The 25319-nt window shown below is 60.4% G+C and carries 26 protein-coding genes; 16 read left to right on the plus strand and 10 right to left on the minus strand.

All coding sequences use genetic code 11. From position 1 onward, the window contains the following. The first annotated feature begins 28 nt into the window (after nt 1-28). Nucleotides 29-1195: an ROK family transcriptional regulator gene (locus tag AAF358_12290; GenBank protein ID MEM7706329.1), complete on the plus strand. Its 1167-nt coding sequence runs from the start codon at nt 29-31 to the stop codon at nt 1193-1195. Nucleotides 1196-1475: 280 nt separating this feature from the next. Here the strand turns inward: AAF358_12290 and AAF358_12295 are convergent, their stop codons facing one another. Continuing rightward, the gene (locus AAF358_12295; GenBank protein MEM7706330.1) at nt 1476-2948 is read right to left on the minus strand and encodes a hypothetical protein; all 1473 of its coding nucleotides are present in this window, start codon (nt 2946-2948) and stop codon (nt 1476-1478) included. A 142-nt stretch (nt 2949-3090) separates the two neighbouring features. Continuing rightward, a complete protein-coding gene (gene gltS / locus AAF358_12300; protein ID MEM7706331.1) occupies nt 3091-4311 on the minus strand; it encodes a sodium/glutamate symporter in 1221 nt (406 codons plus the stop codon). Between the two features lie 266 nt (nt 4312-4577). Here gltS and AAF358_12305 point away from each other — a divergent pair, with 266 nt between their 5' ends. The 8 genes from AAF358_12305 to AAF358_12340 all read left to right on the plus strand — a co-directional run bounded on the left by AAF358_12305 (nt 4578) and on the right by AAF358_12340 (nt 10888). Beyond that, nucleotides 4578-4952: a methionine-R-sulfoxide reductase gene (locus AAF358_12305; protein ID MEM7706332.1), complete on the plus strand. Its 375-nt coding sequence runs from the start codon at nt 4578-4580 to the stop codon at nt 4950-4952. Nucleotides 4953-5060: 108 nt separating this feature from the next. Further along, nucleotides 5061-7220, plus strand: a complete 2160-nt coding sequence (locus AAF358_12310) for a prolyl oligopeptidase family serine peptidase (GenBank protein ID MEM7706333.1) — start codon at nt 5061-5063, stop codon at nt 7218-7220. Between the two features lie 176 nt (nt 7221-7396). Continuing rightward, on the plus strand, nt 7397-7564 hold the full coding sequence (locus AAF358_12315; GenBank protein ID MEM7706334.1) for a hypothetical protein: 168 nt from the start codon (nt 7397-7399) through the stop codon (nt 7562-7564). A gap of 64 nt (nt 7565-7628) precedes the next feature. Next, nucleotides 7629-8393, plus strand: a complete 765-nt coding sequence (gene ubiG, locus AAF358_12320; GenBank protein MEM7706335.1) for a bifunctional 2-polyprenyl-6-hydroxyphenol methylase/3-demethylubiquinol 3-O-methyltransferase UbiG — start codon at nt 7629-7631, stop codon at nt 8391-8393. Between the two features lie 150 nt (nt 8394-8543). Continuing rightward, nucleotides 8544-9374, plus strand: coding sequence for a hypothetical protein (locus tag AAF358_12325; GenBank protein MEM7706336.1), 831 nt, complete (start codon nt 8544-8546; stop codon nt 9372-9374). Between the two features lie 105 nt (nt 9375-9479). Then, on the plus strand, nt 9480-9674 hold the full coding sequence (locus AAF358_12330) for a superinfection immunity protein (protein MEM7706337.1): 195 nt from the start codon (nt 9480-9482) through the stop codon (nt 9672-9674). A 72-nt stretch (nt 9675-9746) separates the two neighbouring features. After that, entirely contained in the window at nt 9747-10301 is a 555-nt protein-coding gene (locus tag AAF358_12335; GenBank protein ID MEM7706338.1) for a hypothetical protein, read from the plus strand. Then, a complete protein-coding gene (locus AAF358_12340) occupies nt 10298-10888 on the plus strand; it encodes a hypothetical protein (protein ID MEM7706339.1) in 591 nt (196 codons plus the stop codon). Before AAF358_12335 ends, AAF358_12340 begins: the two co-directional genes overlap by 4 nt. A gap of 15 nt (nt 10889-10903) precedes the next feature. Here the strand turns inward: AAF358_12340 and AAF358_12345 are convergent, their stop codons facing one another. The 6 genes from AAF358_12345 to AAF358_12370 all read right to left on the minus strand — a co-directional run bounded on the left by AAF358_12345 (nt 10904) and on the right by AAF358_12370 (nt 17866). After that, entirely contained in the window at nt 10904-11314 is a 411-nt protein-coding gene (locus tag AAF358_12345; protein MEM7706340.1) for a type IV pilin protein, read from the minus strand. 95 nt (nt 11315-11409) lie between these two features. Further along, entirely contained in the window at nt 11410-15147 is a 3738-nt protein-coding gene (locus AAF358_12350) for a PilC/PilY family type IV pilus protein (GenBank protein ID MEM7706341.1), read from the minus strand. Nucleotides 15148-15193: 46 nt separating this feature from the next. After that, a complete protein-coding gene (locus AAF358_12355) occupies nt 15194-15745 on the minus strand; it encodes a PilX N-terminal domain-containing pilus assembly protein (protein MEM7706342.1) in 552 nt (183 codons plus the stop codon). Nucleotides 15746-15756: 11 nt separating this feature from the next. Next, on the minus strand, nt 15757-16917 hold the full coding sequence (locus AAF358_12360) for a PilW family protein (protein ID MEM7706343.1): 1161 nt from the start codon (nt 16915-16917) through the stop codon (nt 15757-15759). Beyond that, the gene (gene pilV, locus AAF358_12365) at nt 16914-17387 is read right to left on the minus strand and encodes a type IV pilus modification protein PilV (GenBank protein ID MEM7706344.1); all 474 of its coding nucleotides are present in this window, start codon (nt 17385-17387) and stop codon (nt 16914-16916) included. The genes AAF358_12360 and pilV overlap by 4 nt, the downstream gene beginning before the upstream one ends. After that, a complete protein-coding gene (locus AAF358_12370) occupies nt 17384-17866 on the minus strand; it encodes a GspH/FimT family pseudopilin (GenBank protein ID MEM7706345.1) in 483 nt (160 codons plus the stop codon). Before AAF358_12370 ends, pilV begins: the two co-directional genes overlap by 4 nt. Nucleotides 17867-18145: 279 nt before the next feature. On the opposite strand from AAF358_12370, the gene AAF358_12375 reads away from it, so the two are divergent. The 5 genes from AAF358_12375 (at nt 18146) to rnt (ending at nt 21388) form a co-directional block, all read left to right on the plus strand. Further along, entirely contained in the window at nt 18146-18301 is a 156-nt protein-coding gene (locus tag AAF358_12375; GenBank protein MEM7706346.1) for a hypothetical protein, read from the plus strand. A 238-nt stretch (nt 18302-18539) separates the two neighbouring features. Continuing rightward, the gene (locus AAF358_12380; protein MEM7706347.1) at nt 18540-18983 is read left to right on the plus strand and encodes a hypothetical protein; all 444 of its coding nucleotides are present in this window, start codon (nt 18540-18542) and stop codon (nt 18981-18983) included. A gap of 24 nt (nt 18984-19007) precedes the next feature. After that, entirely contained in the window at nt 19008-19877 is an 870-nt protein-coding gene (locus AAF358_12385; GenBank protein MEM7706348.1) for a DUF692 domain-containing protein, read from the plus strand. Beyond that, entirely contained in the window at nt 19877-20638 is a 762-nt protein-coding gene (locus AAF358_12390) for a putative DNA-binding domain-containing protein (GenBank protein ID MEM7706349.1), read from the plus strand. Before AAF358_12385 ends, AAF358_12390 begins: the two co-directional genes overlap by 1 nt. Before the next feature lie 117 nt (nt 20639-20755). Next, nucleotides 20756-21388: a ribonuclease T gene (gene rnt / locus AAF358_12395; GenBank protein ID MEM7706350.1), complete on the plus strand. Its 633-nt coding sequence runs from the start codon at nt 20756-20758 to the stop codon at nt 21386-21388. A gap of 19 nt (nt 21389-21407) precedes the next feature. On the opposite strand, the gene AAF358_12400 is transcribed toward rnt, so the two are convergent. Beyond that, nucleotides 21408-21740, minus strand: a complete 333-nt coding sequence (locus tag AAF358_12400; protein MEM7706351.1) for a glutaredoxin domain-containing protein — start codon at nt 21738-21740, stop codon at nt 21408-21410. Between the two features lie 217 nt (nt 21741-21957). Here AAF358_12400 and AAF358_12405 point away from each other — a divergent pair, with 217 nt between their 5' ends. Then, nucleotides 21958-23127 carry an aspartate aminotransferase family protein gene (locus tag AAF358_12405; protein MEM7706352.1) on the plus strand — a complete coding sequence of 390 codons (1170 nt, stop codon included), beginning with the start codon at nt 21958-21960 and terminating at the stop codon, nt 23125-23127. Between the two features lie 46 nt (nt 23128-23173). Next, nucleotides 23174-24199 (plus strand): zinc-binding dehydrogenase, encoded by a 1026-nt coding sequence (locus tag AAF358_12410; protein ID MEM7706353.1) that lies wholly within the window; start codon nt 23174-23176, stop codon nt 24197-24199. Here AAF358_12410 and AAF358_12415 read toward each other — a convergent pair. Next, the gene (locus AAF358_12415) at nt 24196-25317 is read right to left on the minus strand and encodes a 5-(carboxyamino)imidazole ribonucleotide synthase (GenBank protein MEM7706354.1); all 1122 of its coding nucleotides are present in this window, start codon (nt 25315-25317) and stop codon (nt 24196-24198) included. The genes AAF358_12410 and AAF358_12415 overlap by 4 nt on opposite strands. Nucleotides 25318-25319: the final 2 nt, after the last annotated feature.

A 25319-nucleotide genomic window follows, 5' to 3' on the forward strand; every position in this document is an offset into this window, starting at 1 on the left:
CGAGAGCTGATGACCAGGGGTTTGCAGCGTGTCCATCCAGACTAAAGGCTCATCGGAGCCTCAATTTTTTAATGCCGTTGGCCTCAGGCACCCAACCGATTCAGAACGACGGGTCCTCGGAACCATTGTGCGCGGTGGCGTCATTGGCCAGTCCGCGCTCGCCCGCGCGACGGGGCTCGCTCAGCAGAGCATCTCGAGGCTCGTTAAAGGCCTGGTCTCGAAAGGCGTTGTCGCTGAGGGTGACCGCATGCTGAGCGGAAAACGCGGCCAACCGGGTGTCGCTCTCCGACTGGTCCCTGAATTTGCCTACACCCTCGGTATTTCGATGAAAACCGACGCAATTTCGGTGGCCATTATGGATTTTTCCGGCTCGGTCATTGACGAGGATCATTGCGACCTGCCCGCCATGACCCGCAACGCGGTGCTCGACCAAGCGGAAGCGGTGATCACCCAGATGGTGACCAGCCACGGCATCGATTCCCAGCGTATTTTTGGTATGGGGGTCAGCATCTCCGGTCGACAAATTGGGCCGGGCGCCATCTACAACACGCCGCACGCCCTGGATGATTGGGCTCTCGTGGCCGTGGACCGACTGTTTGAAGAGCGCTTTGAGATGCCGGTCTGGGTCGAAAACGACGGCAATGCTGCGGCTGTCGGGGAAAGCCTGGTTGGTATCGGGCGCATCTACGACAACTTCGCCTACCTTTATATCGACACACTCCTCGGCGGAGGCATCATCATCAATCACGAGCTGATGCGCGGGTGCAACGGAAACGGGGGCGAAATCGGCCTGCTTCTTCCTAAAAACATTTACCAGCATCCGTCGCTGGAATCCTTACGACAAACCCTCGGCGAGTACGGCAACCACTTCGCCGAAGTGTCCACGATGATCAAACACTTTGACGGCGACTGGGAAGGTATCGAGCCCTGGATCACTAAAACCCGCAGCTCCTTTTCGCTCATCACCTCTGCCCTGGCCGCCATTTTGGATCCAGAGGCGATCGTCCTGGGTGGCCGGATGCCGCCGGCGCTGGCCCGGCGAGTGATTCCCCATATCGACATTTATAATGACTCACGGCGCGGCAAACCCAGAGCACTGCCGCGGCTGCTGATCTCCAAAGCCGGGGGTGACGCCAGCGCGATCGGCGCGGCGTCACTCCCATTTAAAGAGCACTTCTTCGCCGCTGCGGCCTAGCTCAAGCCATAGAAGACTGCTCTCGTATCTACTGGTTGTCGACCCAGACGTTGGCGCCGATGGCGCTGTTGGCCCAGAGATAGCTGTCAGCCCACAGGTAGGTGTCGATCCACTGATAGCTGTCGGCGGCCAGCTCACTTCGACCCCACAGGTAGCTGCGGCCCCAGAGGTGGCTTTGGTACTCGATGCCCTTGGGATTTTTATGACTCTTCGAAGATTTCGGTGCGCCGGATTATTCGTGCACACCAAAATTTTCTCCGCGGCATCGAGCCGCGAGTGGTCAGTTTGAACTGTCGACCGAACGCACAAGACAGTCCGTAGCCGACAGCCGAGCGGAACGCCGCTCCGTATCGGTCGCCAACCGCCAACGGTATCCGTCACTGTCTGCGAGCTTCCCATCATTAAAGTCACTGACGAAGGTCGACCGGTTGGGAATCGGCAGGCTGGGCTCGGTGACGCAGGTTTTAGTTTTCCAGTCGTAGTTGGCACTGGCGCGGCAGGTACGCCATACCAAACCGCCTTGAAGCGTCTCGGGCCCGTGATCCAAGAACTGCAACGCTTCCTCTAACGGCAGGCACTTTCCTGGAGGACTGCCACCCTCAAACCCGTTATCAAAGATCAGCGTATCCAGCACCGTAATCGAGATCGGCGAGGCGCCGGCATACTCGTACTCGCCGCCGCTGATCGAAAAGTCCAGCACCTCAGTACCTTCGATGAGCCCGTCCTGGACGGCCGTTAGCTCCAAGGTGAAGGAGGTTTCATCCGCCGGGATGTTGAAGAAATTGAGGATGAGAAAGAATTCGGCAACGTTGTCAGTGAAATCCCGGGCAGCGGCTGACGAGCTGCCTTCGATTGCCGTATTGACCCGAAGCGGTTGATCGATCAGCCCACCGGCGCGGGTAAACTCGATACTGGCGGGTCCACCACCCTCCGCGGTGACGTCGTTGAGAACCGATACGATGAGAAGTGGCGAATCGTCAGCGATGGTGACAAGCGCCTGACTGGCCGTCCCGTTGACGTAGCCGTTGCCGGTAAGCCGGATATCCAGCGTCTCTTCGCCCTCCGCGAGGTTGTCGGGGGTTGCGGTAAGCTCGAGCCGCAGCACGGTCGACTGTTCGGGAATGGTCACCGAATTGAGGGTGTCAAACTGACCGTTGAGGTTGTCCTGGTAGTCGGAGAAGCTCGCCGTGCTGGACGGGTCGATCTGAGTCCGGACCAGCAGCGAAGAGGCGAGGTCTCCACCGCTTCGACTGATATCGAGCAGCGCGGGCATGCCGCCCTCGGTGGCGGTCAGATTGGCTGGGTCCATCTCTGCCGGCCTGATGTCGACCACCGGCGGATCATCGTCAAAGGTCACCGTTAGCGAACCGTCAGTGCCTACCGTGTAGTTGCTGTTGTCCGCCAGCTCAAAGGTCAGCGTCTCCTGCCCTTCCACCAAATTGTCGGGACTCGCGGTCAGCAGGACCGTAAATTCGCTGAGCCCGATGTCCAGCGTCACGCTGTTCAGGAATTCAAACTGCCCGCTGGTATTGTCCTCGTAGTCGTTGGTCTGCGCTGTCGATTCAGGCAAAACCGTGAGAAACACCACCAGTGCAGTAGCGGTACTTCCCGTCCGTCGGAAGGTGATGCTGGCCGGGTCGCCGCCCGCCTCGGCAGTGCTCAGGAGGTTTGGCTCCATGGTCACCGTCTGACCAGCAGCGGCGAGGGGCAGCAGCAAAGCGAAGACGACCAGCGTCAGGATTCGGTTTCTCATAACGACACCCTTGGCAAAGCGAAGTTTTACCCTCGCCCAGCGCCGTCTAGGTGTCTCAACGGATTTCTAACCAAAATCTGACTTTTCGCTTAACCGCCGCCTTCGGGATTTCTTCCGACTACCGGCGCCCCCCTGCCCGACGTTAGCCGCCAAGCAGCTTCAAGCCGGCCTTGAGCACCAGCGAATTGGTGATATCCACAAAAAAGGCCGCCACCAGCGGAAGAATAATGAATGCCAGCGGTGCCGGTCCGTGCTTTTTCGTGACCGCCGTCATGTTGGCAATGGCCGTCGGCGTTGCGCCGAGCGCAAACCCGCCAAAACCCGCGCTCAGAACCGCCGACTGATAGTCGCGCCCCATTACCGGAAACAGCACAAGGAGAATAAACAACACCGCGGCCACCGTTTGCAGCAGCAGCAGAACCAGGAGCGGCCCGGCCAGTCCGGCAATCGACCACAGCTGCATGCTCATCAGCGACATCGACAAAAACAGACCCAGCGAAAAGTCTGAGACCAGAGCGAGTGACCGCGTTCGGGCCGGCCAGTGCATTTTCGGAAACACGTGGGGCACCGTATTGGATAAAAAAATGGCCGTCAGCAGGCAGGACACAAACAGCGGGAGTTTAAATCCCAGATCGCTTAGCCACTGGTTGAGCAGCCAGCCGATAATGATGGCCACATGCAGCGTGAGGATGACAGCCATGATGCTGGTGTGGTGGATAACCTCAGCATCAGAATCGTCGTAGGCGATGCCAACAACCGGCTCCTCGTCGGTGCCGCTGAGTGAGTGGCGCTCGAGCAAAAACTTGGCGACGGGCCCCCCAAGCAGGCTGGCGATGACCAGTCCTAGGGTGGCGGAGGCCACGCCAAGCTCCAGCGCGCCCTCGACACCCGCTGCCGCAAAATCCGGTGCCCAAGCAATCGCGGTACCGTGCCCGCCAATCAGCGAAGCCGAGCCTGCCAGGAGCCCAACCTCACCGGGAAGGCCAACCAACGCCGCGCCGGCGACGCCGACAACGTCCTGAACGACGATGTATCCGAGCGTCAGCGCCAGCAGAATCAGCAGCGGTTTGCCACCGGATAGAAGATCCGACAGCCGCGCGTTGATCCCAATCGCCGTAAAAAAGTACACCAGCAGGGTATCGCGCGCCCGGAGGTCGAAATTGATTTCGATGCCGGCTGACAGGTACAGCGCCAGCGTCAGCATGGCCGCCGACAGCCCACCGGTCACCGGTTCGGGAATATTGTAGGCGCGCAGCAGTTCAATCCGCCGATTGAGCTGCATGCCGACAAAGAACACCACAATGCCGAGCGTATAAGCGATGAAGCTTTCGACCGTGACGCCGCTCACGGGTGCCTGAGGCAAATGCGTATCCTCTCGTCGCTGCGAGCGCCGGGGCATTTGAACCCAAAGCGATCGCGGGTATTGTTGCTGCACTCGGCAGCACCACCAACCGGCCTTTCCCGGTGAGTTGAGCAGGCCATTATTGATGCATCCCCTGCGGAGTCAATGAACGAACGTGCGAGTCGTTCGGCACGGGCGTCCGCGGTAGACACCCATTCTTGCCAGCCGCTACACTGCCTGCCCGCCACGCCACGAGCGTTGCTCAACTTTCTCGCGAGCCGCTGACTATGACCGAAGACCCAAAGCACAATTCTCTAACCCCCGAAGAGGAGCGCATCATTGTCCACAAGGGCACCGAAGCGCCCTTCACCGGCGAGTACGACAACCACTTTGAGGCGGGCACTTACGTCTGTCGCCGTTGCGACGCGCCGCTATACCGCTCGGCCGACAAGTTCCAGGCGCACTGCGGTTGGCCAGCCTTTGACGATGAAATTGAAGGTGCGGTTCACCGGGAGGTGGACGCTGACGGTCGCCGGACTGAGATCCTCTGCGCCAATTGTGGCGCCCACCTCGGTCACGTCTTTGAAGGGGAGCGCCTGACCGAAAAAAACACCCGGCACTGTGTCAACTCACTTTCCATGAAGTTTGTCACTAACGACTAACGAACCACGGCACCGCGCGCTTGCTAGCCGGTGTTGCGCTCAGCGGCAGCATCGTTCGCGGCCTTTAACACTTGCTTCGGATCTTTTGTTAAGCATCGGGAACTGACCATGACCCTTGCCGATCTCCGCGTTGTGTGTGTCACCGGCGCCCACCTGCTGGCCGGACTCCTGATGTTCATCAGCCCAGGCAAGGCGGCCGGCGAACCGCTGCTGCCGCTGGACATCGACGCCCTCTACGGGGAGCCCTCGCTGATCGGCACGCGGCCCGTCGGCGTGTCCTGGTCTTGGGACTCCAGCCGAATCGCCTTTGCCTGGCATGATGCGGGCGGCCAATTCCGAGATGTTTGGACCTGGTCGCCAGGTCAGGACACGCCGACCCGACTGACAAACCACGAGGGCGAGGACGTTCGTTTGGCCAGCGGCATATCGTCAGTCGCCTGGGTGAACCTCCGGACCCCAGCCGTGGCCTATGTGCTGGGCGAGAGGGTTTTGCTGCGAACACCGGGTACCCAGGCGAGCATGGAACTGCTCAAAGCCCAAAGCCTACGTCAGCTGAGCGCTTCGCCCACGGGCAAGCGGCTAGCCGTGGTAACACCTGGCACCCTGCTGTCGCTCGATCCAGCCTCTGACAACCCACGAGCCCAACCGCTGGTGGCGTTCGACGCGGAGACGCAGGCCATCAGCAGCTTTGAATGGTCGCGTGACGGCCGCAAGATCGCGTTTCTATTGGTGGACCGCGGCCCGCTGCCGGAGCGCGATATCCATTTCTATACTCGCGAAGGCCATCAGCAGTCGCGGGTTCGGCGAGCTTTTCCCGGCGACAACACCGAGCGGTTCAAGCTAGGTGTCGTCGACGTAGCGACCGCAAGCGTGAACTACCTGGCGAGGCCTGACGACACGGAATACGTCTGGAACTACGCGCTGAGCGAGGCCGGTGACCGGCTCCTGGTGAATACTTCGGATCTTCTGGTGAAGCGTCATCAGGTCAGCAGCTACGATCTGGCGACCGGCGTCCGCCAGGCGCTTTATGTGGAGCACGATCCGCTGCATCTGCGTCCCGACTGGCGAGCGGACTGGGCTCCGGGCCAGCAAGGCATGGTTCTCTTGACCGACAAGGACGGTTATTCGCACCTGTACCTGCAGCCGGAGCCGGAGGCCGTAGCGCAGCCGATGACCTCGGGCCCCTGGGAAATCGCTCGATTCTGGACCAATCCCACCAGCGGCTGGGTCTATTTTCTGGCCAACCGCTCCCACCTGGCGGACCGCCAGCTCTATCGCATCAAGCTGACCGGGGGGGCGATTGAGCGGATGACTGCCGGCCATGGCACTCACGCGCCGGTTTTTTCGCCGGACCTTCAGCACGCCATCAGCCTGTATTCCAACGACACAACGCCCCACGAGCTGCTGCACATCGACCTCGACCAGACCACGGTCCAGCCCATTACCCGGTCGCCGCTCCCGGCCTTTCCTACTTACACCTGGGCGAACGTTCGTTTTGTGGAATTTCCCAGCCGGCTCGATGGCGCAACGCTGATCGGCCGCCTGAGCGTTCCCGCGGATTTCGATTCGAAGCGACGCTATCCGCTGATCGTAGGCTCAGTCTATTCCGACAGCGTGACCAATCAGTGGGGTGGACGCCAGGCTCATCCAACCTGGGGTCTGGATCAGGCTCTCGTTGCCCGAGGTTTTGTGGTGTTGAGCGTCAACGTTCGAGGCAGCTTCGGCCAGGGACGAGCACACAACCAGAAGCAGCGCCACGGGTATGGGATTGTCGACATTGAGGACCTGCACAGCGGCGTTGAGTTTCTGGTCGGTCAGGGCGTCGCGGATCCCGAGCGCGTGGGCATCTGGGGGTCCAGCTATGGTGGGCTGATGACGCTGATGTCGTTGTTCAAGAAGCCGGGCGTCTACGCGGTTGGCATCGCCGGCGCGCCCGCGAGCAACGTGGCCCACGCGTACCCGGCACAGCGGTGGGTTATGGGGCCGGAGATCGGTGAGGATCAACCCGAACGGTATCAAAGTCAGTCACCGCTTTATCACAGCCAGGGACTGGTCGATCCGCTGATGATCATCCACGGCACAAAAGATCCGGTGGTGCTGTACTCCGACACGATTGCGCTCGCCGAAGACCTGATCGACGCGGAAAAAGACTTCGAACTGGTGACGCTGCCCGGCGTCGGTCATGGCTGGGACGCTGAAGCGCCAACCGTTCGACGATTCGCCTTCAAAAAGATGATCGGCTTCCTGGAACGCCATTTGGACCCCTAAGGTTCGTACACGCGGGCATCACAATCGCCGGAATAATCTTAGACATCTGCTTAGACCGGGCGAGAAATATGGGTGTTCTAGAGGTGTCGGAGCAATCTTGACCCTTTCGTCACCCGCACTTTATGCCCAGGTCACGGGCTCTGGCTCACATTACGGGTTTCCGTTAGGGAATAACCATGAATTATCTCTTGTCCTTTGGCCTGATGTTGATCCCTCTCGGGGTGATCAGCGCCGTGATTCTGGCGAGTCGCAGAAAGGACCCCATGGCGGACTACCCAGCCAACACCCGTCTTCATCTGTCGACTACGGAAAGGACGCACGCCGTTCCCGAAGACCGCTGCTAGGGCTCCGACCATCAAACGTTTGATCCACAATTTCACTACCCGGGATCGATCGCCGCTACGCAAAATGACGCCGCCGCTGGATTCAGCGACGGTTGATCTGCGTGAGGCCGACAATTTCGACAAGCTTTCGGGTTCCTGGTGGGACCCGACCGGGCCCTTCTGGCCGCTCCACCGACTCAACGTGCTGCGCATGCAATGGATCGTGGCCCAACTGCGCGAAAACGCCATGGCGACCGAAGACCGCCAAAAGCCGTTGAGCGGCCTGCGCGTTCTGGATTTGGGCTGCGGCGGCGGCATTTTGTCCGAATCCCTAGCAAACCTTGGCGCGATGGTGCACGGGGTGGACGTTGTAGCGCGCAACATCGAGAGCGCCAAGGCTCACGCCGCCGAATCCCGCCTGGCCATCCGCTACACGCTCGAGACCGACGAAATCCTTGCGGCCGAGGGCAACTCGTACGACCTCGTCTTTAACATGGAGGTTGTGGAGCACGTCGCGGACTTCCCGGTCTTTATGGACGCCAGCTGCAGGCTCGTGAAGCCCGGCGGCGGGATGTTTGTTTCGACCATCAACCGTAACGTCAAGTCGTGGCTCACCGCCATTGTCGGCGCCGAATACGTGCTGCGGTGGCTGCCGAAAGGAACCCACCGCTACAGCTTGCTGCGCAAGCCTGACGAAGTGAGAACCCTGCTCGAGGCGGGAGGCTTGGAAACGACCGGCGCCACGGGCGTGAGGGTTAACCCCATGACGCGGCTGTTTTCCCTCACCTCGAGCCTCGACGTCAACTACATGGTCTTTGGCCGCAAACCTGCACACCAGCCACCGCAGTGATCCAATCGCCGGCTCGGCAGCACTTCCGACCCACGATTTCCCCGCACCGCCGCAAGACATTTTCCGATGCTCGATACCGCCGTAGCCTGTGGCAAGTTTTTTGATGGCTTGCGATAATCGGCGGGTGAACGTCTTCGGTCATAAGTTCCCATGAGCCTGCTCGACCAGCTTGAGCAGCAGGCTCGCGACCGCCGGGAGCGTGAAGAGCAGGAAAACCTGCTGGCTCAGGAGAAAGGGGCTTTCTATCGAGCTCACACGGGGCCGGCCATGCGCGCGGTCTTCGACTACCTCAAAAAGCTCAGCCAGCACCTGGAATATCTGGACCACAAACAGACGGTGGACTATCACATTCCGCACTACGGCGACGTCACAGCCAAGATCGAACCAGAGTTCACCGTAGCACTATCGAGCGAAAAGGGGGTGCGCAGCGAAATCAAAATTGTTGCCACCGGCCACATCGACCGCGCCAAATCCCCCGATATCACGCTCAATCCGCAGCAGGTCGACGTGATGGATTCGTTTGTGCGCGATTATTCGCTGCACGGCGAAAAACGCGTGCTCAAATCACCAAGTGGCGAGATTGTCGGTGCCACCTTTCGAATCCACGGCAAAATCCTCCTGCAGGGCGTCATTCGCGCCGCCCACAGCGAGGAGCATATCGAGTTGGAATTCGTCAACTATGGTGGTCTTATGCAACACCGTCGGCGCGCTGATCCACGGCAGATTGACGACAGCTTTCTGGACAAGCTGGGCAAATTCCTCATTGGCGAAGATCGGAGTCTTTTCTCAGAAACGCTTCCGAGCGGCGTAAAGAAACAGATTCGCGAGACGATCCAAAAGGATCAGGAAGCCAAACGGCTCGAAATTCTGGAAAGCGAAATCGCCGACCTGGAATACGAAGAAGAAAAAACGTCCACACTTTCCGGGCGTCTGTCACAAAGACTGTCGGCCTTGAGTCGTAAACTGAAAGGTGAGGGTTAGGCCCCGCTCAGTCGTCTTCAGTGCATGTTCATATTCATGCTCTAAGCTTAGGTGCAAGTTGGAAATGACTGTTGGGATCAACCCGCAACAGGAGTGGAAGAGCGTATGAGCGGCACAACCTGGGTAACCTTCTGGCTCATCATCGGCGCGGTGTATTTGCTGCCCACCTTCATCGCTGCCTACCGGCATGCCAACAGCCTCTGGGCCATCGCGGTGCTCAACCTACTGTTCGGCTGGACCGGCGTCATGTGGTTCGGCGCTTCAGTCTGGGCCATCACGGACAAAACGGCGTCGCGCTAGCCGATCCAGCCCTTGTTGCCGACGGCCAGAAATTGGTCGAGAATCGGCGCTGGTTAACCCGCGCTGCCAGGCATGTCAAACACCTACTCTTCCGAAAAACTGCTGGAATTCCTCAAACAGTCGGCGATGGCCGGTCAGCTGAATCCAGCCACCGCACGCAGCCGACGTAACGCGGCCGAACAGCTGCTCTCTCAGCTCGGCGATGAAGAAGCCGCCGATCTGCGGGAGCTCGATGTCGATCAGCTGTGCGCGCGCTTTCACAAGTTGCAGGGTAGCTCCATTCGCGCTGAGACCCTTAGCATCTACGGCGAGCGGCTGAAAGCGGCGCTGCAGGACTTTATCGCGTGGAGCGACAATCCCGAGGCTTTTGTGCCGAGCACAGCCGAGACGCGCCAGCTGCGGCGGCGATCTGAGAGCCCCGGCAAAGCCGGATCCGAGGAGCAGCAAGCGCTCGAGCAAATCAAGCTGACAACCGTGCAGCAACCGCCGGACCTGCTCCCAATACCGATCCGTCCGGAACTCGTGGTCTACGTGCAGAATCTGCCGCTGGACTTGACGACTGGCGAAGCCGCCAAGATTGCCCGGATCGTCCAGGCACACGCCGAGAATGAAGGCGATGCCCAATGAAACGCTACGTGCTGATTGCGCCCCTGGCCTTTTTCGGGATCGCCGGGCTGTCGCTTTACTGGTATTTCATCCAGCCCGGTCTGGAAGGGGCCTTCCACGACAACCTGCTGCCCGAGCTAATCGGCTTTTGCATCGAAGGGTTTTTCCTGGTCGGAATCCTGTCGTATTTCCAGCAGTCGCGGGAACACGAACGCCGTCGAGCCCTGTGGCTCAGCCTGCGCGGCTCGCTGCGCGATATCTTAAGTCACCTCGACATTGCGTTTTTGGCCGCCAACGCTGAGCCCGCGAATACGCTCGCGCTGGAGTCCGACCCCAAGGTGATTCAGGAATTGCTTGCTTCGCTGCAGGAAAACGAGCTAGAGCTGGACGCCATGGTCTTACTGAAGCAGTCCGCGATTGAGAGCCTGCCGCTGACGCGCGACCTCATCCCCGTGGCAGCGCAGCTCAGCGCCGCCCATATGCACTGGTGGATTGCGATCTCGGACGCGATGCGCCAGCTGACGCAGTCCAGCGAGCGGGAACAGCTCGAGCGAAGCGTTTATCAGATTCTGGTGAACCTGGCCGAATTCGACTCGCTGGATATCTAACCGGTTGCCCGCAGGCTAGCGGCTCCAGCAGTACTCGAAGTCTTCCGAACCGGTGTGGGTCTTCTGACCCAGTTCGTCGACGCCGTAGTCGCCACACTTAGCGTCATTGGCCTGGCTGCCGAGACCGTTGGCCGTCAACACGTAATCCGCCGCGTTGACGACGCCGGTGATCGTGTACCAGTTTGACTCCGAGTTGAAGCCGCCGTTGACCTGCACAAACGTATCGCAGCTGACGTTGTTATAAACGCCGAACCGCGTGAAGCAGCGCTCTAGGCCCTGCGACGCCTGAGTTAACGCGGTCTTGGCTTCCGTCCGGCGCGCGCGCTGGGTGAATTCGTTGTAAGTCGGGATGGCGATGCTAGCCATAATCGCCACGATGGTAACGACGATCAGCATCTCCGTCAGAGTAAATCCTTGCTGGCGCATGGCCGGTCTCTCCGCTGTGTGTGTTTCCTTTGCGCCCGCCCACAGGGGCGGGAAACAAGTCCTATGTTAGCCCAGCCGGGCCGCCGAGAGCCAAGTTAGTAAGGCTCTCGCTCACCCCAGACCGTTCGGCCTTCCTTGATACAGCCGATCGGAATCCGGCTTCGCGTTACCGGATCGATCACCACCACCGGTCTCGACCCTAACTCGCAGGCCGACAGGATCTGGTCCACCGGCTCGTTGGTGCATGCGGCGTCTCCCGGGTTCAGGATGCAGAAGCACCCGGGTGCAGTCGGGTCGTCATAGCAACCCTGCAGCCGTTCTTCACCCGTCTTATCGATCACTACTGGCGGCACCAGCGGCGCACCCGTCGTCAGCTCAAGGCCAACGCAGTCGGTGCAATCGAGCACGTTGCTGGCCAGCCGTGGACCACCGGTCACGGCATCCAGCACGTAAAGTCGCGGAATACCGCCTGGCAGGCAGGGCGTGTTGGTCGGCTCAAAGGTGGTGAAAATCAGCGTTCCGAAGCTGACGCGTGGTGTCGCCACCACCCGCTCACCAGTCGGGCTGTTAACGTTCAGCGCCAGGTCGATGAACCAGCCTTGACCCAGCTCACCCGGGACCGTAGTGGTATCGATACGGCGAACGACAAATCCGTTGTCGGTGATTTCCTGCCCGAGTCGAATATCGACCAGGTCAGCCCGGGTGCCCGGGCTGCCGATGTTGAAGTCGGCCAGCGGATCCAAGTCCGGACGATCTTCAACGACCGTATAGAAAGTCTCCAGCATCGGGGTGGAGCTCACGGTGGCGTCGATGGTCTCAAAGAACTTACCGGTACCGAAGAACACCGCAAGATCCCCCTGCGGCGTCCGCGCCAACGTGGGCGCCGAGGTAATCGGCTGCGGGTTGTTGTTCCGGTCGCGTGCTGTAAACAGCGGCTGCGGGTTGCCGCCGGAATTAAAGGCGGAGCCCCAGTTGCCCGGGCTGTTGTCCGACACGTCAAACTTCCACATGTTGCCGTTGAGGTCGCCGATATAGACATTGGCGACGGAAAGCCCGTCAGCGCCATTCAGTTCGAGCCGAGGCGACGCAAGGCCCGCCGGATCAGCGTTGGTGCCCTGCCCCGTGGGCAGCTTGGCCAACACGGTTCCGTTAAACAGATCCACCACAAAGAGGAAGCCTTCATTATTCTGGCTGTTGTGGCCGTTACCGAAGATCGCGACCCAGGTTCCGGCCGCGGTCCGGCTAATGACCGGCCGTCCGATGGTAAAGCCGAGGTCAGGGTCGTCTTCCGAAGTGAGCTCCCACAGCACGTTTGACGAGTTAAAGGTGCCAGGGTTGGTGACATCAAGCGCGTATATGCCGCGACCGCCGGCACCCATTCCGCCGACCAGGACCGTCCGCCAGCTGCCGCTGAACGCGTCAGCCGCTGTGGCGGTGTCGTCAACGTAGAACTCGTGCAGGTAGCCGGGATTACTGAGCTCAGCGAGCTTCGGCGTAATCGCCCGAGGGACGTATGCAAAAAACTCCTCACCGTCTTCAGCATCGAAGGCGTGAAGCATGCCGTCGTTTGCGCCCACATAAACCGTCAGCGGGCGGCTCTGCTTGGGCCCGTCCACGTAGTTGACGTAAGTGGTGCCACCGCCGGAACCCGCGGGTAGGCGCGCCCAACCTTCGTTGCCGGGTCCTGCGACGATCGGCTCTGAGTTGACCACATCGCCGAGCAGGTTTTCGCGAACGCGGAACAGCGTGCCTTCCAGTGCGGCGTCACCCTTGATGAAATCCAGGAACTGATCGCCCGTAAAGGCCGGAGTTGCCGCATTGATGTCGACGCCGAGGACCGTGTCAAGATTAGCTGCCAGCTCGGTCTGAACGTTGGCCGCAAGATCGGTAAAGTCGTCAAACTCGACGCCACCGCTGTCGTTGATCGTAAACACCAGACGGTCAGTCGTTCGAGCTTTCAGCTCGTCTTCCGCCGACCATTCAACGGTGCCTTCCAGGTCTACAGCCACCAGATCACCGGACCAGTCAAAGCTGTCGAACGCCGCCTGGTACAGACGACTCTCCGTGGTCAGCCGGGTTGAGGTTGCGGTCAACGAGGTGGTGGGCCGGGAGCGCGCTACGATGTCGGCCAGTGCTTCCTGAAAACGCTCGGCAATCTCGGTGGGCGTCGCGGCATTGAGCATCAGTCCGCGGCCATTGATCGCGGCATGATAGAGGTCATCGATCTGAGTCGGATCTCGTGAGCCGTTAACGTCAGGCCAGGTCGGGGGGTTGTCATAAGCGTCTTCGATTTCAAAGTGGGTGACCCCGAAGACCCTGCCAAGACCGTTCAGCACAACCATATAAGTGTTCATGTGAAGGTCGGTTCGGCAATCTAGGGGCGTCGGTAAGGTCGCCGTATCGCATGCACGCGGGATTGACACCTCGCCCTGGTTTTCGACCGGGAAAGTCAGACCGCTCGCATCAAACTGGCGATAGTAGTCCATGGCGATGTCGGCAATGGTGTTGCCGAACGTGTCTGCATAAGGAGGTCCGTCACCGCCGTCTACGTTTCCGGGCGTCGGGATGCCTCCTAGGGCTGAGAAGCCGTCGGTAAACATCACCGCGAAGTTCTTTTGGCACTCAAACTCGATAACCGGGTTGTTGGTTCGCTGGAACTGATTACCGGCGTGGTTGAGCGCCTGTCGGTTGGGCGTGCTGCCGCCAAAGTTCTCGTTAATAATGTCCGTTAGGAACAGATTTCGCTCGTCTACCGCCGGATTGTTGTCGAACTCACGCATCGCCACGGTGTTGCGATTGTTGATGGTGAAATATCCCACGTTCATGCCCAGCGGCAAGTCGACAAATGCGCCGGCAATACCGTTCCGCACCGACAGGTGGCGCTTGCGGTAGTAGCTGAACCAGTTGGCGAAGTTCTGCATCTCTGGCGTACCCGGAGCAATGTCAGTTCGAACCAGGCAGGAACCGTCGGGACCCAGCGCATCTGCGTCGCCCGCGATCCCGGTCGGAATACGTTCGAAAATTTTGTAGTTGGCCGTTAATCGCGTCGCGCAGTCACCGGTTACCACGACATCCGGGAGCGGTGCGACGCCGGGAATCGTTAGCGTATAGGCTCCCGTATTGACGGGCGTGTAGTAGAACGACGGGTAGTAATCCATGCCACGCTCTGCGCCGTCACCGCCATTCCAGGCCTGATCCCCCACCTGATCGATCCAAGCGTCATTGGCGCCGTTGCGGTAGCGAGCGCCATCGGGAATAACCATCCCATTGTTGAAATGGAAACCCTCAAAGGTAAACGCCAGGTTTTGGGTTAGGTCGTGGAGCCTGTTGGCGTTGCCGGTCGACCCGGACGGATCGGACGGAGCAGCCGTTGGGTCAATGTCGTTGAACGTCAGCGCGCCGAAATCGGGCCAAGGCTCGTAAGTCTGCGTCGGATCGTAGTAACCCGTGTTATAGGCCGAAGACCACATAAAACCAAACTGGGGAAACGGCGGTATGACAAAGTGTCCGCCGTTGGGGCCCTCGGTGCGCGGGAAGATGTAAGAAGACTTCCGACCTGCCGTACCAAAAAAGAAGGTCCCGTCGTTCTGTACAAACGAATCCGTTGCGCCTCCCTGCCACCAGAGTGAACCATCGTTGGTCGGCGTGATTGTTTCAAACGACATCGAGCCCGAGTCGTCCAGAACTACAATGACGTTGCTCTTGACGTTCTGAAAGACCACCAGAGGCTGGTTGGCAATATCCAGCTGCGCCCAGGCGTTGCCGCTCAGAAAGCAGGACGCCGCCAGTCCCAGCAGCAGCGACATTTTTGTGTTGGCAGAGCGATTCTTCATGTCTAACTCCCATCTCCCTGTCAGGGATATGAAACTGAATTCCGTTTCAGTCTTCGTAGTAATAAGTGGTTACGACCATATCGTTGGCCCGGGACGCAGGTCCTTCGGAATACCCGAAGACCAGGAAATATGACGACCGGTTGCCGGCCCCGACTAGCGGCTCTTCCTCAAGCGGCTTACAGGCGACAGAACGTCCGCCGACACCGCTCATTTCCACCACCTGATAGCGCATATCGCCGCGGTTGGTGTAGGTGCTGGTCGGCTGGGGCCACGTCGTTTGATCAGCGTTGGCCAGCAGCTTGGCGCCGGCGCAGTCGTAAACGCCCATGCCCGTATCGACCCAGCCCTGAGGCAGGATGCCGCCAAAGGTGCCTGTCTCGGCCGCCAGCCTCACCTGATCTTCGACCTGCCGAACGATATCTTCAGCGGTTTGAAATGCCAGGTTGGCCTCGCGAACGTTGCCTGCCATTCGCTCCTGCATGGTGCTGCCCTGCATCGCGGTGACAGAAATGAGCGTCAACACCAGCAGCATCATCATGCCCATCAGCAGCGCGACGCCGCGCTGGCGGTGAGGAAAAGCGTGAATGGGTTGTTTCATGGGTAGCGGTCCTAGATTACGTTGACGCGGTTGCGAACCGCGACGGTGGTGAAAAACACCTGGCGCAGACGCGAGTCGTCCACCGGGTCCACCGTGGTGCCGTTGAGGTTGTAGGTCTGATCATCGGTTTCCAGATCAGCGTTGTTGGTCGAGCGAAGCAGCAGCGACACGCGCATCGACACGATATTGGCCGGCGTGGTTACCAGATGCGGCTCGAGATAGGTCACGTTGCCCAGCCCGTCGAGCTCTCCAAACAGGAGCTGCATGTTCTCAACGCCTTCGATGATCTCTTCGGGCGTGGCGTCCGTGCCGTAGTCCATCTGGAAAAGCGCCGGCTGGCCGCCCGCGTTAACGCCGATAAAGAACATGATCGAATGAAATGGCAGCACCTGCGCTTCGTCGTTGTAGCTGCGGCTGAGTCCGGCCGCGAGATTGCCCGGCGTTGTGCCACCGTCGTTGAGCGAAAACGCCGCAGACCCGTCGTTGGTGCGCTGGAACAAGTCGCCGCCCGTGTTGCAGTCGGTGACCATCACCAGTCCACCACGCGGAAAGAGCTCGTCCAGCTCGGTCTGCGAATAGGGCGCTGCGGGTGTGGTTCCGCAGTCGACGGGAAAATTCAGGTTCAGATCGGCTGACGCGATATCGTAGCCACAGGCGGTGACCTGATCGACCGGCTCAGCGTACTTGATGATCAGGACGTCACTCCCAGGAACGGCGTTGTCGACAGCCGCCTGCGGGACCGCCAGAGCGCCAAAAGCCGTTGAGTAGTCGCCGGCATTGACCGCCCCCGTGCCCAGCGTCGCGGGCAATGCATAGTTGTCGTCGAGATCGGTCCCGTTAAATTCGAAGCCCACCACCGGCAGGTTGGGGTTGTAGATTGCCGCTTCGTAGCCCGGGGCGCCGTTGTCCAGCACCTCATTGGTCTGAAGCCTGGCAACACAGAAGTTGGTGCGGCCGGCTGGGCGAAGCCGGGGCTTCAGGATCTCGATGGCGAAGCGCCCCGACTCCTGGACCCGGGACAGCGCCTGCTGTGCGCGGTAGGACTGGGAGGTCGAGTAAAACACCTGCGCCACACCGCCCATCACTACAATGCCGAGCAGCAGCGCGATCATCAGCTCAATCAGGCCAAAACCCCGGGCCTGTCGGATTGGCTGTCGGTCAAGGCGGCTCATATCCGCGTATCCATTTCAAACCACTGTAGCGCTGCATCGGTTGTGTCATAGCCAGCCGCGGTGGATTGCGCAGCGTCGGTGCCGCGCTGCACCGTGTCGGCCCAGCTCAGGCGCACCGCAATGCGACAGCTGGTCGGATCACAAGCCAGGGCCCCGCCGTTGGGACCGGTCACCTGAAGCTGACCGTTGGGAAGCACACCGCCGACAAAAGCCTGCCACTGGGCGAGCTGCGCCGCAGTCGGGCCGCCGTTCAGGGTGATCTGCTGACGATTCGCCCGAATCTGGTCGAGGATCTCGTAAGAAGCGTTGGTCGCCTGAGTTCGCATAAACGCGTTGCCGCTCGACCGCAGCGAAATACCCTGCAGCCCAGCCAGGCCAAGCAGCCCGAGCGAGAGGACCAGCACCGCGATCAATACCTCGATGAGCGTGGTGCCGCGCTGCGCGTGCCTCGGGGAACGTGAGATCATCATGGACAGTTATTCCTTACAACGTTGATCCCGCCGGTGCGGGTAATAAAGATGTTGCGGTCGTTTTGCTGCTTGCAGCCGTCGGCCAGCACGTTGACCGTGTAGGCAGCGCCCAGCCAGCCAGACGCCAGAAAGTTGAGCGGATCGGCCGAAAAGGCATAGCTGGCCTGTTGAATCGGCTCATAAACGCGCAGCGCTTCGTCTTCGGCGTCGACATAGTCGCCGTCGCTGTTCCCGTCAACCCACAGCTCGAAGCCGGTATTAAAGTCGCCGTCCATCGACCGCAGCGCCGTGGGGCGCCCGCGGCTGAGGGCCTCAGACCGCGCCAGATTGACCGCTTGAATCACGGCGTTCACCTGTGTCGTCGTCCGCTGCCCCTGCACAAACTGGTTGAAGCCTGGCACGCCGACGGCAATCATGATGGCCAGCACGGTCAGGGTGACCATGAGCTCGACCAACGTAAATCCCGATGTCCTGTTCATGGGGCGTATTAATAGGTGAGCGGCGTCAGCCCCTCAAGCGATCTCCGATGATCGGTTTTTATTGTGTTCCAGGCGGTGGAGAGGCGTTGACAAGGCGGCCTTTTCGCGCGATTTTGCGGGAAATGCAAACCACTGTGACTTCCTGGAGCGAGGGCCTTTGGTCCAACAACCCGGGGCTGCTTCAGCTCCCTGGGCTCAGTCCGCTGCCGGCGGTCATAACCCACACCGCCTAAGGTTTTGGCCTGGGGCTGGTAAAACGTATTCGAGGGCGGCGGTTTCGTGGTCGCGGCCCTGGCACCGGGGTCTTTTCTGGCGCTGGCGCTGCTGGTCGCCGGACATCGATGGATCGATCGCCACCTGACACTGCAGATGCAGGTCATTGATAGCGCAACTTCGCCTGCCGAGCCTCAGCCCGAAGGAACGCTAACCCCCTGATATAAAAGTAGAAATCGACAAAATTGGATTCCCGTGAAAAAATGATGAAAGCGATTTCTCAAGGCACGGGTCTCTTAGAGCGTGACCGGGAGCTGTGCCCCACCCGCCACACTTGCGAAGTAAACGGGCACTGGTTGAAAACCGAGTTTCATCGAGAGGAGCGCCAGCGGATTTGGCCGCGAACGCCCGGTAAATGACGGCCCCAAAGGCCAAGCTTAAAAACTGAGGATTTACAAACATGTCCAAGCAATCATCGATCGTTATCAAGCCTCTGACCGCCGCTGTCGGCGCAGCGTTTGTTTCCACCTTTGCCCTGGGTACTGCGGCTGCGGCTGATAACCCGTTCGAGCTGACCGACCTCAACGCAGGTTATGAGCTGGCTGGTGAGAAAGACACCTCCGAAGGCTCTTGCGGCGAAGGCAAGTGCGGCGGCGACAAGGGTGAAGAAGGCGCCTGCGGCGAAGGCAAGTGCGGCGGCGACAAAGGTGAAGAAGGTTCCTGCGGCGGCGATAAGGGCGAAGAAGGCTCTTGCGGCGGCGACAAGGGTGAAGAAGGCTCATGTGGCGGCGACAAGGGTGAAGAAGGCTCATGTGGCGGCGACAAGGGTGAAGAAGGCTCTTGTGGTGGCGACAAGGGCGAAGAAGGCAAGTGTGGCGAGGGCAAGTGCGGCGGCGCTGCCTGAACCCGGTAATACCCTGCCAACTCCATGAGTAACCACCCGGTTGCAGGAGCTGGACTTGGGCTGCGGCGGGCCCTCCTGGGCCCGCTGCGTTCCCACGCCAGCGACACTCAGGCCGATCCGACGGTAGATTTCTGGGAAGTTGCCCCGGAAAACTGGATGAACGTCGGCGGTCGGCTCGGACGAACTTTCCGCAGCTACACCGAAAAGTACCCGTTTGTGTGCCACGGCCTGTCCCTTTCAATCGGGGGGCCTTCCCCGCTTGACGAGACCTTTCTGAAGCGCCTTAAAAGCTTCCTGGACCAGCACCAGATTCGCGCCTACAGCGATCATCTGAGCTACTGCACCGACGACGGCCATCTTTACGATCTCATGCCGATCCCCTTCACGGAGGAGGCGGTGGACTACGTGGCGGAGCGTATCCGTCGCACGCAGGATATTCTCGATCGGCGTATCGCGATCGAGAACGTTTCTTACTATGCAGCGCCAGGCAAGGAGATGGACGAAATCACGTTCATCAATGAAATCATTAACCGCGCCGACTGCGATCTCCTGCTCGATCTGAACAACATCTACGTCAACAGCGTGAACCATCGCTACGACGCCAAAGCATTTCTGGCCGCCCTGCCCGGCGAGCGCGTGACCTACTGCCACGTTGCGGGCCACTACAACGAGGCCGAGGATCTGATTGTCGACACCCATGGCGCCGCGATTATTCCGCCGGTGTGGGCACTGTATCGAGAGGCCTGCGAGCTCTGGGGACCCCTTCCGGCCCTGGTAGAGCGCGACTTTAACTTCCCACCCATCGCCGAGCTGCTCGACGAGGTGGAGAACATTCGCAGCATCCAGCGACAGGCGCCCGAGCGCGGTGAGCCTGTCGCACAGGCGAGCGCCTGATGTCCCGGCTCAGCGAACTGCAGCGGCAGTTCGCCGGCCACATCCGTAACCCTGGCGAGACGCCGGCGCCGGATGACATCGAAGACCGCCGCATGGCGATCTACCGCGAGTTGTTTTTCAACAACATTCAGGGGTTCATCGCCAACAACTTCCCGGTGCTGCGGAAGCTTTACACCAAGCAGCGCTGGCACGATCTCGTTCGCGATTTTTTTGTCCGGCACCGCGCCCACACGCCGCTGTTTCCTGAACTGCCTCGCGAGTTTCTGCAGTTTGTGCAGGATCACCGCGGTCCGGAACACGGCGATCCGCCGTTTATCCTGGAGCTAGCGCACTACGAGTGGGCCGAGCTGGCGCTGTCGCTGGACGAAGCCGAACAATCTGACGTTGCTGTCGATCCGGACGGCGATCTGATCGCCGGCGTGCCCGCGCTGTCGCCGCTGGCCTGGTTGCTGAGCTACGAATACCCGGTGCACTTGATCAAACCCGAATTCCAGCCTGAATCACCGCCGGACGAACCGACGCACCTGGTAATTTATCGGCGCAGCGACGACAAGGTGCACTTTCTCAAGCTGAACGGCGTAACCGCTCGACTACTTCAGCTGTTGCAGCAGGACCCGGGCCAGACCGGCCGACGTTATCTGGAGCTTATCGCTGGCGAGCTGGGTGCAGAAAACGCTGAGGCAATAGTTCAGGCAGGCACGGGAATTCTGGCCGACCTCGCAAAGCGCGAGGTGATTCTCGGCACCGCTCCAGCATCCTGACCAACCGTTACAAAGCTTCAAACTGTCACTGACTTCCGCGTGCTACTCTGCGGCTTGCGGCTTCCCCGCTCGCCCGCGTAACCCAGGACAGATTCGTTGAGTCAGACAAAATCACCCATCGCCCGGCGCTTTCGTGGTTTTCTTCCGGTTGTTGTGGATCTGGAAACCGGGGGCTTCGACTGTCAGGAGCACGCGCTCCTCGAAATGGCTGGCTGCCCGATTGAAATGACTGACGAGGGCGTCGTGAGGCCTGGCCCCACCGTTGCGGTGCACGTCGAGCCCTTTCCCGGATCCAAGCTGGACCCCAAATCGATGGAGATCACCGGGATCATTCCCGATCACCCGCTGCGTCAGGCGGTCGATGAGAAAGTTGCGCTACAGACCTTTTGCCAGCCGGTTCGCGAGGCGATGAAAGCGGCGGGTTGCGGGCGCGCAATCCTGGTGGGCCACAACCCGTCCTTTGACCTCGGGTTTTTGAACGCAGCCATTGCCCGAACGGGCTATAAGCGTTCCCCGTTTCACCCGTTTAGCAGCTTCGACACCGCAACGCTGGGTGGTTTGGCTTTCGGGCAGACCGTACTGGCGCGGGCGACCCGCGCGGCCGGCATTGACTGGGACGCCAACGAGGCCCATTCGGCAATCTACGACGTGGAGAAAACGGCGGCGCTCTTCTGTGCCATCGTCAACCGATGGCACAGCGAGCTGGGAATTCCCTGGTCGGACGTTACGGCGGAGGAATCCGCAAGCTGAATCAATGAAAGCGGCGAGGTTATCCGGTCAGCTGGTACTGAACATCCAGCTGCTCAACCATCGGCACCAGCTCACCCTGCACGTGGAGTTCGCGCAGCAGCGTGGCGCCGCCCAGGCACTGTCCGTTCAGAAAGACCTGGGGTAACTCTGAGTAATCGGGTGACTTTTGCAGGAGCGCACGCAGCTCCGGGTCGCGCTGGATGTCGACGCTGTGAAAACTCACGCCGGCGTCGGTGAGGGTCTCGATCGCCTCAAGCGACTCACGACAGCTCGGCTGCTCGGGACATCCGCGCATAAAGACACACACGGGATAACGGTCCAGCAGCTGCTGGAGCCTGACGCTGACTTCCATGCAATTCCTCCCTCGTTCTGTATCAAAGTCGGCAGATTCGCCGTCGTTGAACCCATAATTAGAGCACAGCCATCGTTAACTGAGCGTAAAAAAATGTGCCAGAACCACTCCACAGGCGACGGGAACGTTGCGGGATGACCGTGGACACAGCCCGGTATCCTGCCTCAAAATACCGCTTTGTTTAGCAACAGGAACGCCCGTGTCTCTGGATCACCTCATGAATGTTTACGGCCGGCTGACGGTGGGATTTGTCAGCGGTCACGGTGTCTGGCTGACGGGAGACGATGGGCGCGAGTATTTGGATGCCATTTCTGGTATTGGCGTGTGCAGCCTGGGACATGGACACCCGGAACTGGCAGCGGCGCTGGCGGACCAGGCCGGCAAACTCATTCACACCTCAAACATTCCACGGATACCGCTGCAGGAGCAGCTCGCCGACCGGTTGGCTGAAATCAGCGGCCTCGAGCGGGCCTTTTTTACCAACTCTGGCGCTGAGGCAATGGAGTGTGCGGTCAAGCTCGCGCGCCTTTACCACTGGCGGCGGGGGCGTGCGAACACCGACATCCTGGTGGCCAAGGGTAGTTTTCACGGCCGCACGCTGGCCTGCATCAGCGCCACCGACAACCTGAAGAGCCAGGAGGGTTTTGGCCCCATTGTCGGCGGTTTTACCGCCGTCGAGTTCGGTGACCTGGCGGCGATCGAGCAGGCGTTTAAAGACAACCCCAACATCGGCGCCGTCATGCTGGAACCCATTCAGGGCGAAGGCGGCATCAATGTCCCACCTTTGGGTTTCCTCAAAGGCCTCCGCGACCTGTGCGACCGCTACGAGGCGCTGCTGGTGCTCGATGAGGTCCAGTCGGGCGTCTGCAAGACGGGACGTTGGTTTGCCTTCCAGCACGAAGACATGAAGCCCGATATCCTGACCTGCGCCAAGGCTTTAGGTAACGGCGTGCCGATCGGCGCCTGCCTGGCGAGTGAACACGTCGCGGCGGCTTTTCAGCCGGGGAACCACGGCTCGACCTTCGGTGGAAATCCGCTCGCCTGCCGCGCCGGCCTGACGGTACTGGATATCATGACACGGGACGACACCGCCGGACAGGCTGCCGCCAGCGGCGAGGAGTTCATGGCGATGCTGCGCGAACGTTTGGGTGGACATCCAGCGGTCCGTGAAATTCGCGGACGCGGCCTGATGGTCGGTGTCGAGCTTGTCGCCGACTGCGCAGAAATCAAGGCGATGGCGATGGAGTCAGGCGTGCTCCTGAACGTCACCCGCGGACGGGTAATCCGGCTGCTCCCTCCGCTTGTGATTAATCAGCAGGAGCTCGAAACGCTAGCGACCGTGGTGTCCGACTGTGTCGAGCACTGGCACACCGCGCGAGCCGCCTGAACTAAGCCGAGTCCTCCAACAACCCGACTCACCCACCGGCCCCAGCTTGCAAAACCAGCAAATTTTCATCGAGCGGGTCGGTGAGTCGTTCCGCGACTGTACCCAAATCAAGTCGACGCAGGTGTCGGAGCCGGGAGCCAACGAGGTACTGATCCGACATCATTTTGCCGGCGTCAATGCGATCTACGATCAGATGCTGTGCGCCGATCGAGTGGATCATCTAGAGGTCAAGCCGCCGATGGCGGCCGGCGTCGAGGCGATCGGGACGGTGGTCGCTGCCGGCGGCGATGTCAGCAAGGTCCAGGTCGGGGACGCGGTGGCCAGCATCGGCGGGGGGTACTGTCTCTATAAGTGTTGTGACCAGTCCCAGGTGATTGCTGTTCCCGAGGCGAGCGATAGGATCCTGGCGCTGATTCCCAGCGGCGTTTCTGCTCTGCTCGCGCTCGAGCTGACCGGTGAAATGAAGCCGGGCGATACGGTGCTGATCACCGCCGCCGCGGGCGGGTTCGGCAATATCGCCACGCAGCTGGCGGTGGCCGCCGGAAACCACGTGATTGCGGTTTGCGGCGACGATCGCAAGGCGGCGTGGCTCGGGCAACAGGGCGTTGCGCGGGTGATCAACTACCGCCGGGAGTCGCTCGCGGAGGTGCTGGCCAACGAATACCCTGACGCGCTTGATCTGGCCCTGGATTCGATGGCGGGCGAGACGTTCGACACGATTTTGGAGCAGCTGGCGCCGCACGGTCGGCTGGTCGTCTACGGTCAGAGCAGCGACCGGCTACCACCGGCCAAGGTTTTCCAGGAGCGAGTCTATACCCGGCTTTACTGGAAGGCTGCGTCCGTGCGCGGGTTCATGAACTACCGCTTTGCGGAACACTTCCCCGCAGCGCGGGAGCGCCTGTTCAGGGAAGTTGCGCGCGGTGCCCTGAAGCCGCTGCTCGATACCGAACCATTCATCGGACTGGCAGCGGTGGCAGACGCTGCGGATCGACAGCTGGCCGGGCAGAACCTGGGAAAAGTGTTTGTCGATCTTCGGCCGCGCGAAGCCGAAGTCGAAAAAACGAGCCTCTAGCGGAGGAAAGCGTCGGCGCCCGAGCTCTTGAGCTGCTCCCCCAGCGCCATCGCAAATTTCCCGAGCTCCGCCTGGAGCGCCAGAATGTTGTCGGCGCAGATGTTGACGTGTCCAACCTTACGACCGGCGCGGGGCTTCTTGCCGTAATCGTGCCAGCGGGCGTTGGGATAGCTCAACGCGTTGGCCGGATCCGGCATCGCGCCGATCCAGTTCATCATCGCGGTGGCGCCGATGGCGTTGGTGGAGCCCAGCGGCCAGTCCATCACGGCCCGCAGATGGTTTTCGAATTGAGAGGTAACGGCACCGTCGAGCGTCCAGTGGCCGGAATTGTGGACCCGAGGCGCCATCTCGTTCGCCATCAGCCGCCCGCCCATGTCGAACAGCTCCAGGGCCAGCACGCCGCAATAGTCCAGCGAATCGAGGATCTTGCCCGCATACCGCTGCGCTTCGTCTCTGACGTCATCAGCGACGGCCGGCGCAAAGCTCGTGATCAGGATCCCGTCTTTGTGGCGGTTTTCGGTCAACGGATAGAAGGCCGTGGAACCGCTGACGGAGCGAACGCCGATGATCGACAGCTCGCGTTTGAATTCGACGAATGCCTCAACAATCAGGTCGTTGTCCTTGAGTGACTCCCAGGCCTGGGCGAGCTCACCATCATTGTGGACCACCGCCTGCCCTTTCCCGTCGTAACCCATGCGCCGGGTCTTGATGACACACGGATAGCCAATTTCCCGGCAGCTGGCCTCGAGCTGCTCCCAGTCCGAAGCCGGTGAAAACAGCGGGCACGGAATCTGGAGATCTGAAAAGAAGGTTTTCTCCGTCAACCGATCCTGGGCCATCCTCAGCGCTTGCGAGCCCGGCCGAACCGGCTTGGACGCGGACAGAAAGTCGGTTGCTGCGGTTGGCACATTCTCAAAATCCAGGGTGACCACGTCCACCGCCTCGGCGAACTCGGTCAGCGCGTCCTGATCGTCATACTCCGCACAGATGTGCCTCCCGAGCTGGCCGGCACAAGCGTCCGGTGCCGGGTCAAAAAAGACGAACTCCTGACCCAGCCTGACGCCTTCCAGCCCCATCATGCGGCCCAGCTGACCGCCCCCCAATACCCCAATCTTCATGT

The organism is Pseudomonadota bacterium, from assembly GCA_039033415.1.
Classification (GTDB): domain Bacteria; phylum Pseudomonadota; class Gammaproteobacteria; order Xanthomonadales; family SZUA-38; genus JANQOZ01.

What these genes read in the sequence shown, in the direction of transcription:
- AAF358_12385 (MEM7706348.1), top strand. Translation starts at nt 19,008, where the DNA reads ATGAGTAACCACCCGGTTGCAGGAGCTGGACTTGGGCTGCGGCGGGCC.
- AAF358_12370 (MEM7706345.1), bottom strand. Translation starts at nt 17,866, where the DNA reads ATGAACAGGACATCGGGATTTACGTTGGTCGAGCTCATGGTCACCCTG.
- AAF358_12345 (MEM7706340.1), bottom strand. Translation starts at nt 11,314, where the DNA reads ATGCGCCAGCAAGGATTTACTCTGACGGAGATGCTGATCGTCGTTACC.
- AAF358_12310 (MEM7706333.1), top strand. Translation starts at nt 5,061, where the DNA reads ATGACCCTTGCCGATCTCCGCGTTGTGTGTGTCACCGGCGCCCACCTG.
- AAF358_12380 (MEM7706347.1), top strand. Translation starts at nt 18,540, where the DNA reads ATGTCCAAGCAATCATCGATCGTTATCAAGCCTCTGACCGCCGCTGTC.
- AAF358_12400 (MEM7706351.1), bottom strand. Translation starts at nt 21,740, where the DNA reads ATGGAAGTCAGCGTCAGGCTCCAGCAGCTGCTGGACCGTTATCCCGTG.
- AAF358_12355 (MEM7706342.1), bottom strand. Translation starts at nt 15,745, where the DNA reads ATGAAACAACCCATTCACGCTTTTCCTCACCGCCAGCGCGGCGTCGCG.
- ubiG (MEM7706335.1), top strand. Translation starts at nt 7,629, where the DNA reads ATGACGCCGCCGCTGGATTCAGCGACGGTTGATCTGCGTGAGGCCGAC.
- AAF358_12335 (MEM7706338.1), top strand. Translation starts at nt 9,747, where the DNA reads ATGTCAAACACCTACTCTTCCGAAAAACTGCTGGAATTCCTCAAACAG.
- AAF358_12415 (MEM7706354.1), bottom strand. Translation starts at nt 25,317, where the DNA reads ATGAAGATTGGGGTATTGGGGGGCGGTCAGCTGGGCCGCATGATGGGG.
- AAF358_12330 (MEM7706337.1), top strand. Translation starts at nt 9,480, where the DNA reads ATGAGCGGCACAACCTGGGTAACCTTCTGGCTCATCATCGGCGCGGTG.
- pilV (MEM7706344.1), bottom strand. Translation starts at nt 17,387, where the DNA reads ATGATGATCTCACGTTCCCCGAGGCACGCGCAGCGCGGCACCACGCTC.
- AAF358_12295 (MEM7706330.1), bottom strand. Translation starts at nt 2,948, where the DNA reads ATGAGAAACCGAATCCTGACGCTGGTCGTCTTCGCTTTGCTGCTGCCC.
- AAF358_12305 (MEM7706332.1), top strand. Translation starts at nt 4,578, where the DNA reads ATGACCGAAGACCCAAAGCACAATTCTCTAACCCCCGAAGAGGAGCGC.
- AAF358_12315 (MEM7706334.1), top strand. Translation starts at nt 7,397, where the DNA reads ATGAATTATCTCTTGTCCTTTGGCCTGATGTTGATCCCTCTCGGGGTG.
- AAF358_12405 (MEM7706352.1), top strand. Translation starts at nt 21,958, where the DNA reads ATGAATGTTTACGGCCGGCTGACGGTGGGATTTGTCAGCGGTCACGGT.
- AAF358_12340 (MEM7706339.1), top strand. Translation starts at nt 10,298, where the DNA reads ATGAAACGCTACGTGCTGATTGCGCCCCTGGCCTTTTTCGGGATCGCC.
- AAF358_12390 (MEM7706349.1), top strand. Translation starts at nt 19,877, where the DNA reads ATGTCCCGGCTCAGCGAACTGCAGCGGCAGTTCGCCGGCCACATCCGT.
- AAF358_12325 (MEM7706336.1), top strand. Translation starts at nt 8,544, where the DNA reads ATGAGCCTGCTCGACCAGCTTGAGCAGCAGGCTCGCGACCGCCGGGAG.
- AAF358_12350 (MEM7706341.1), bottom strand. Translation starts at nt 15,147, where the DNA reads ATGAAGAATCGCTCTGCCAACACAAAAATGTCGCTGCTGCTGGGACTG.
- AAF358_12360 (MEM7706343.1), bottom strand. Translation starts at nt 16,917, where the DNA reads ATGAGCCGCCTTGACCGACAGCCAATCCGACAGGCCCGGGGTTTTGGC.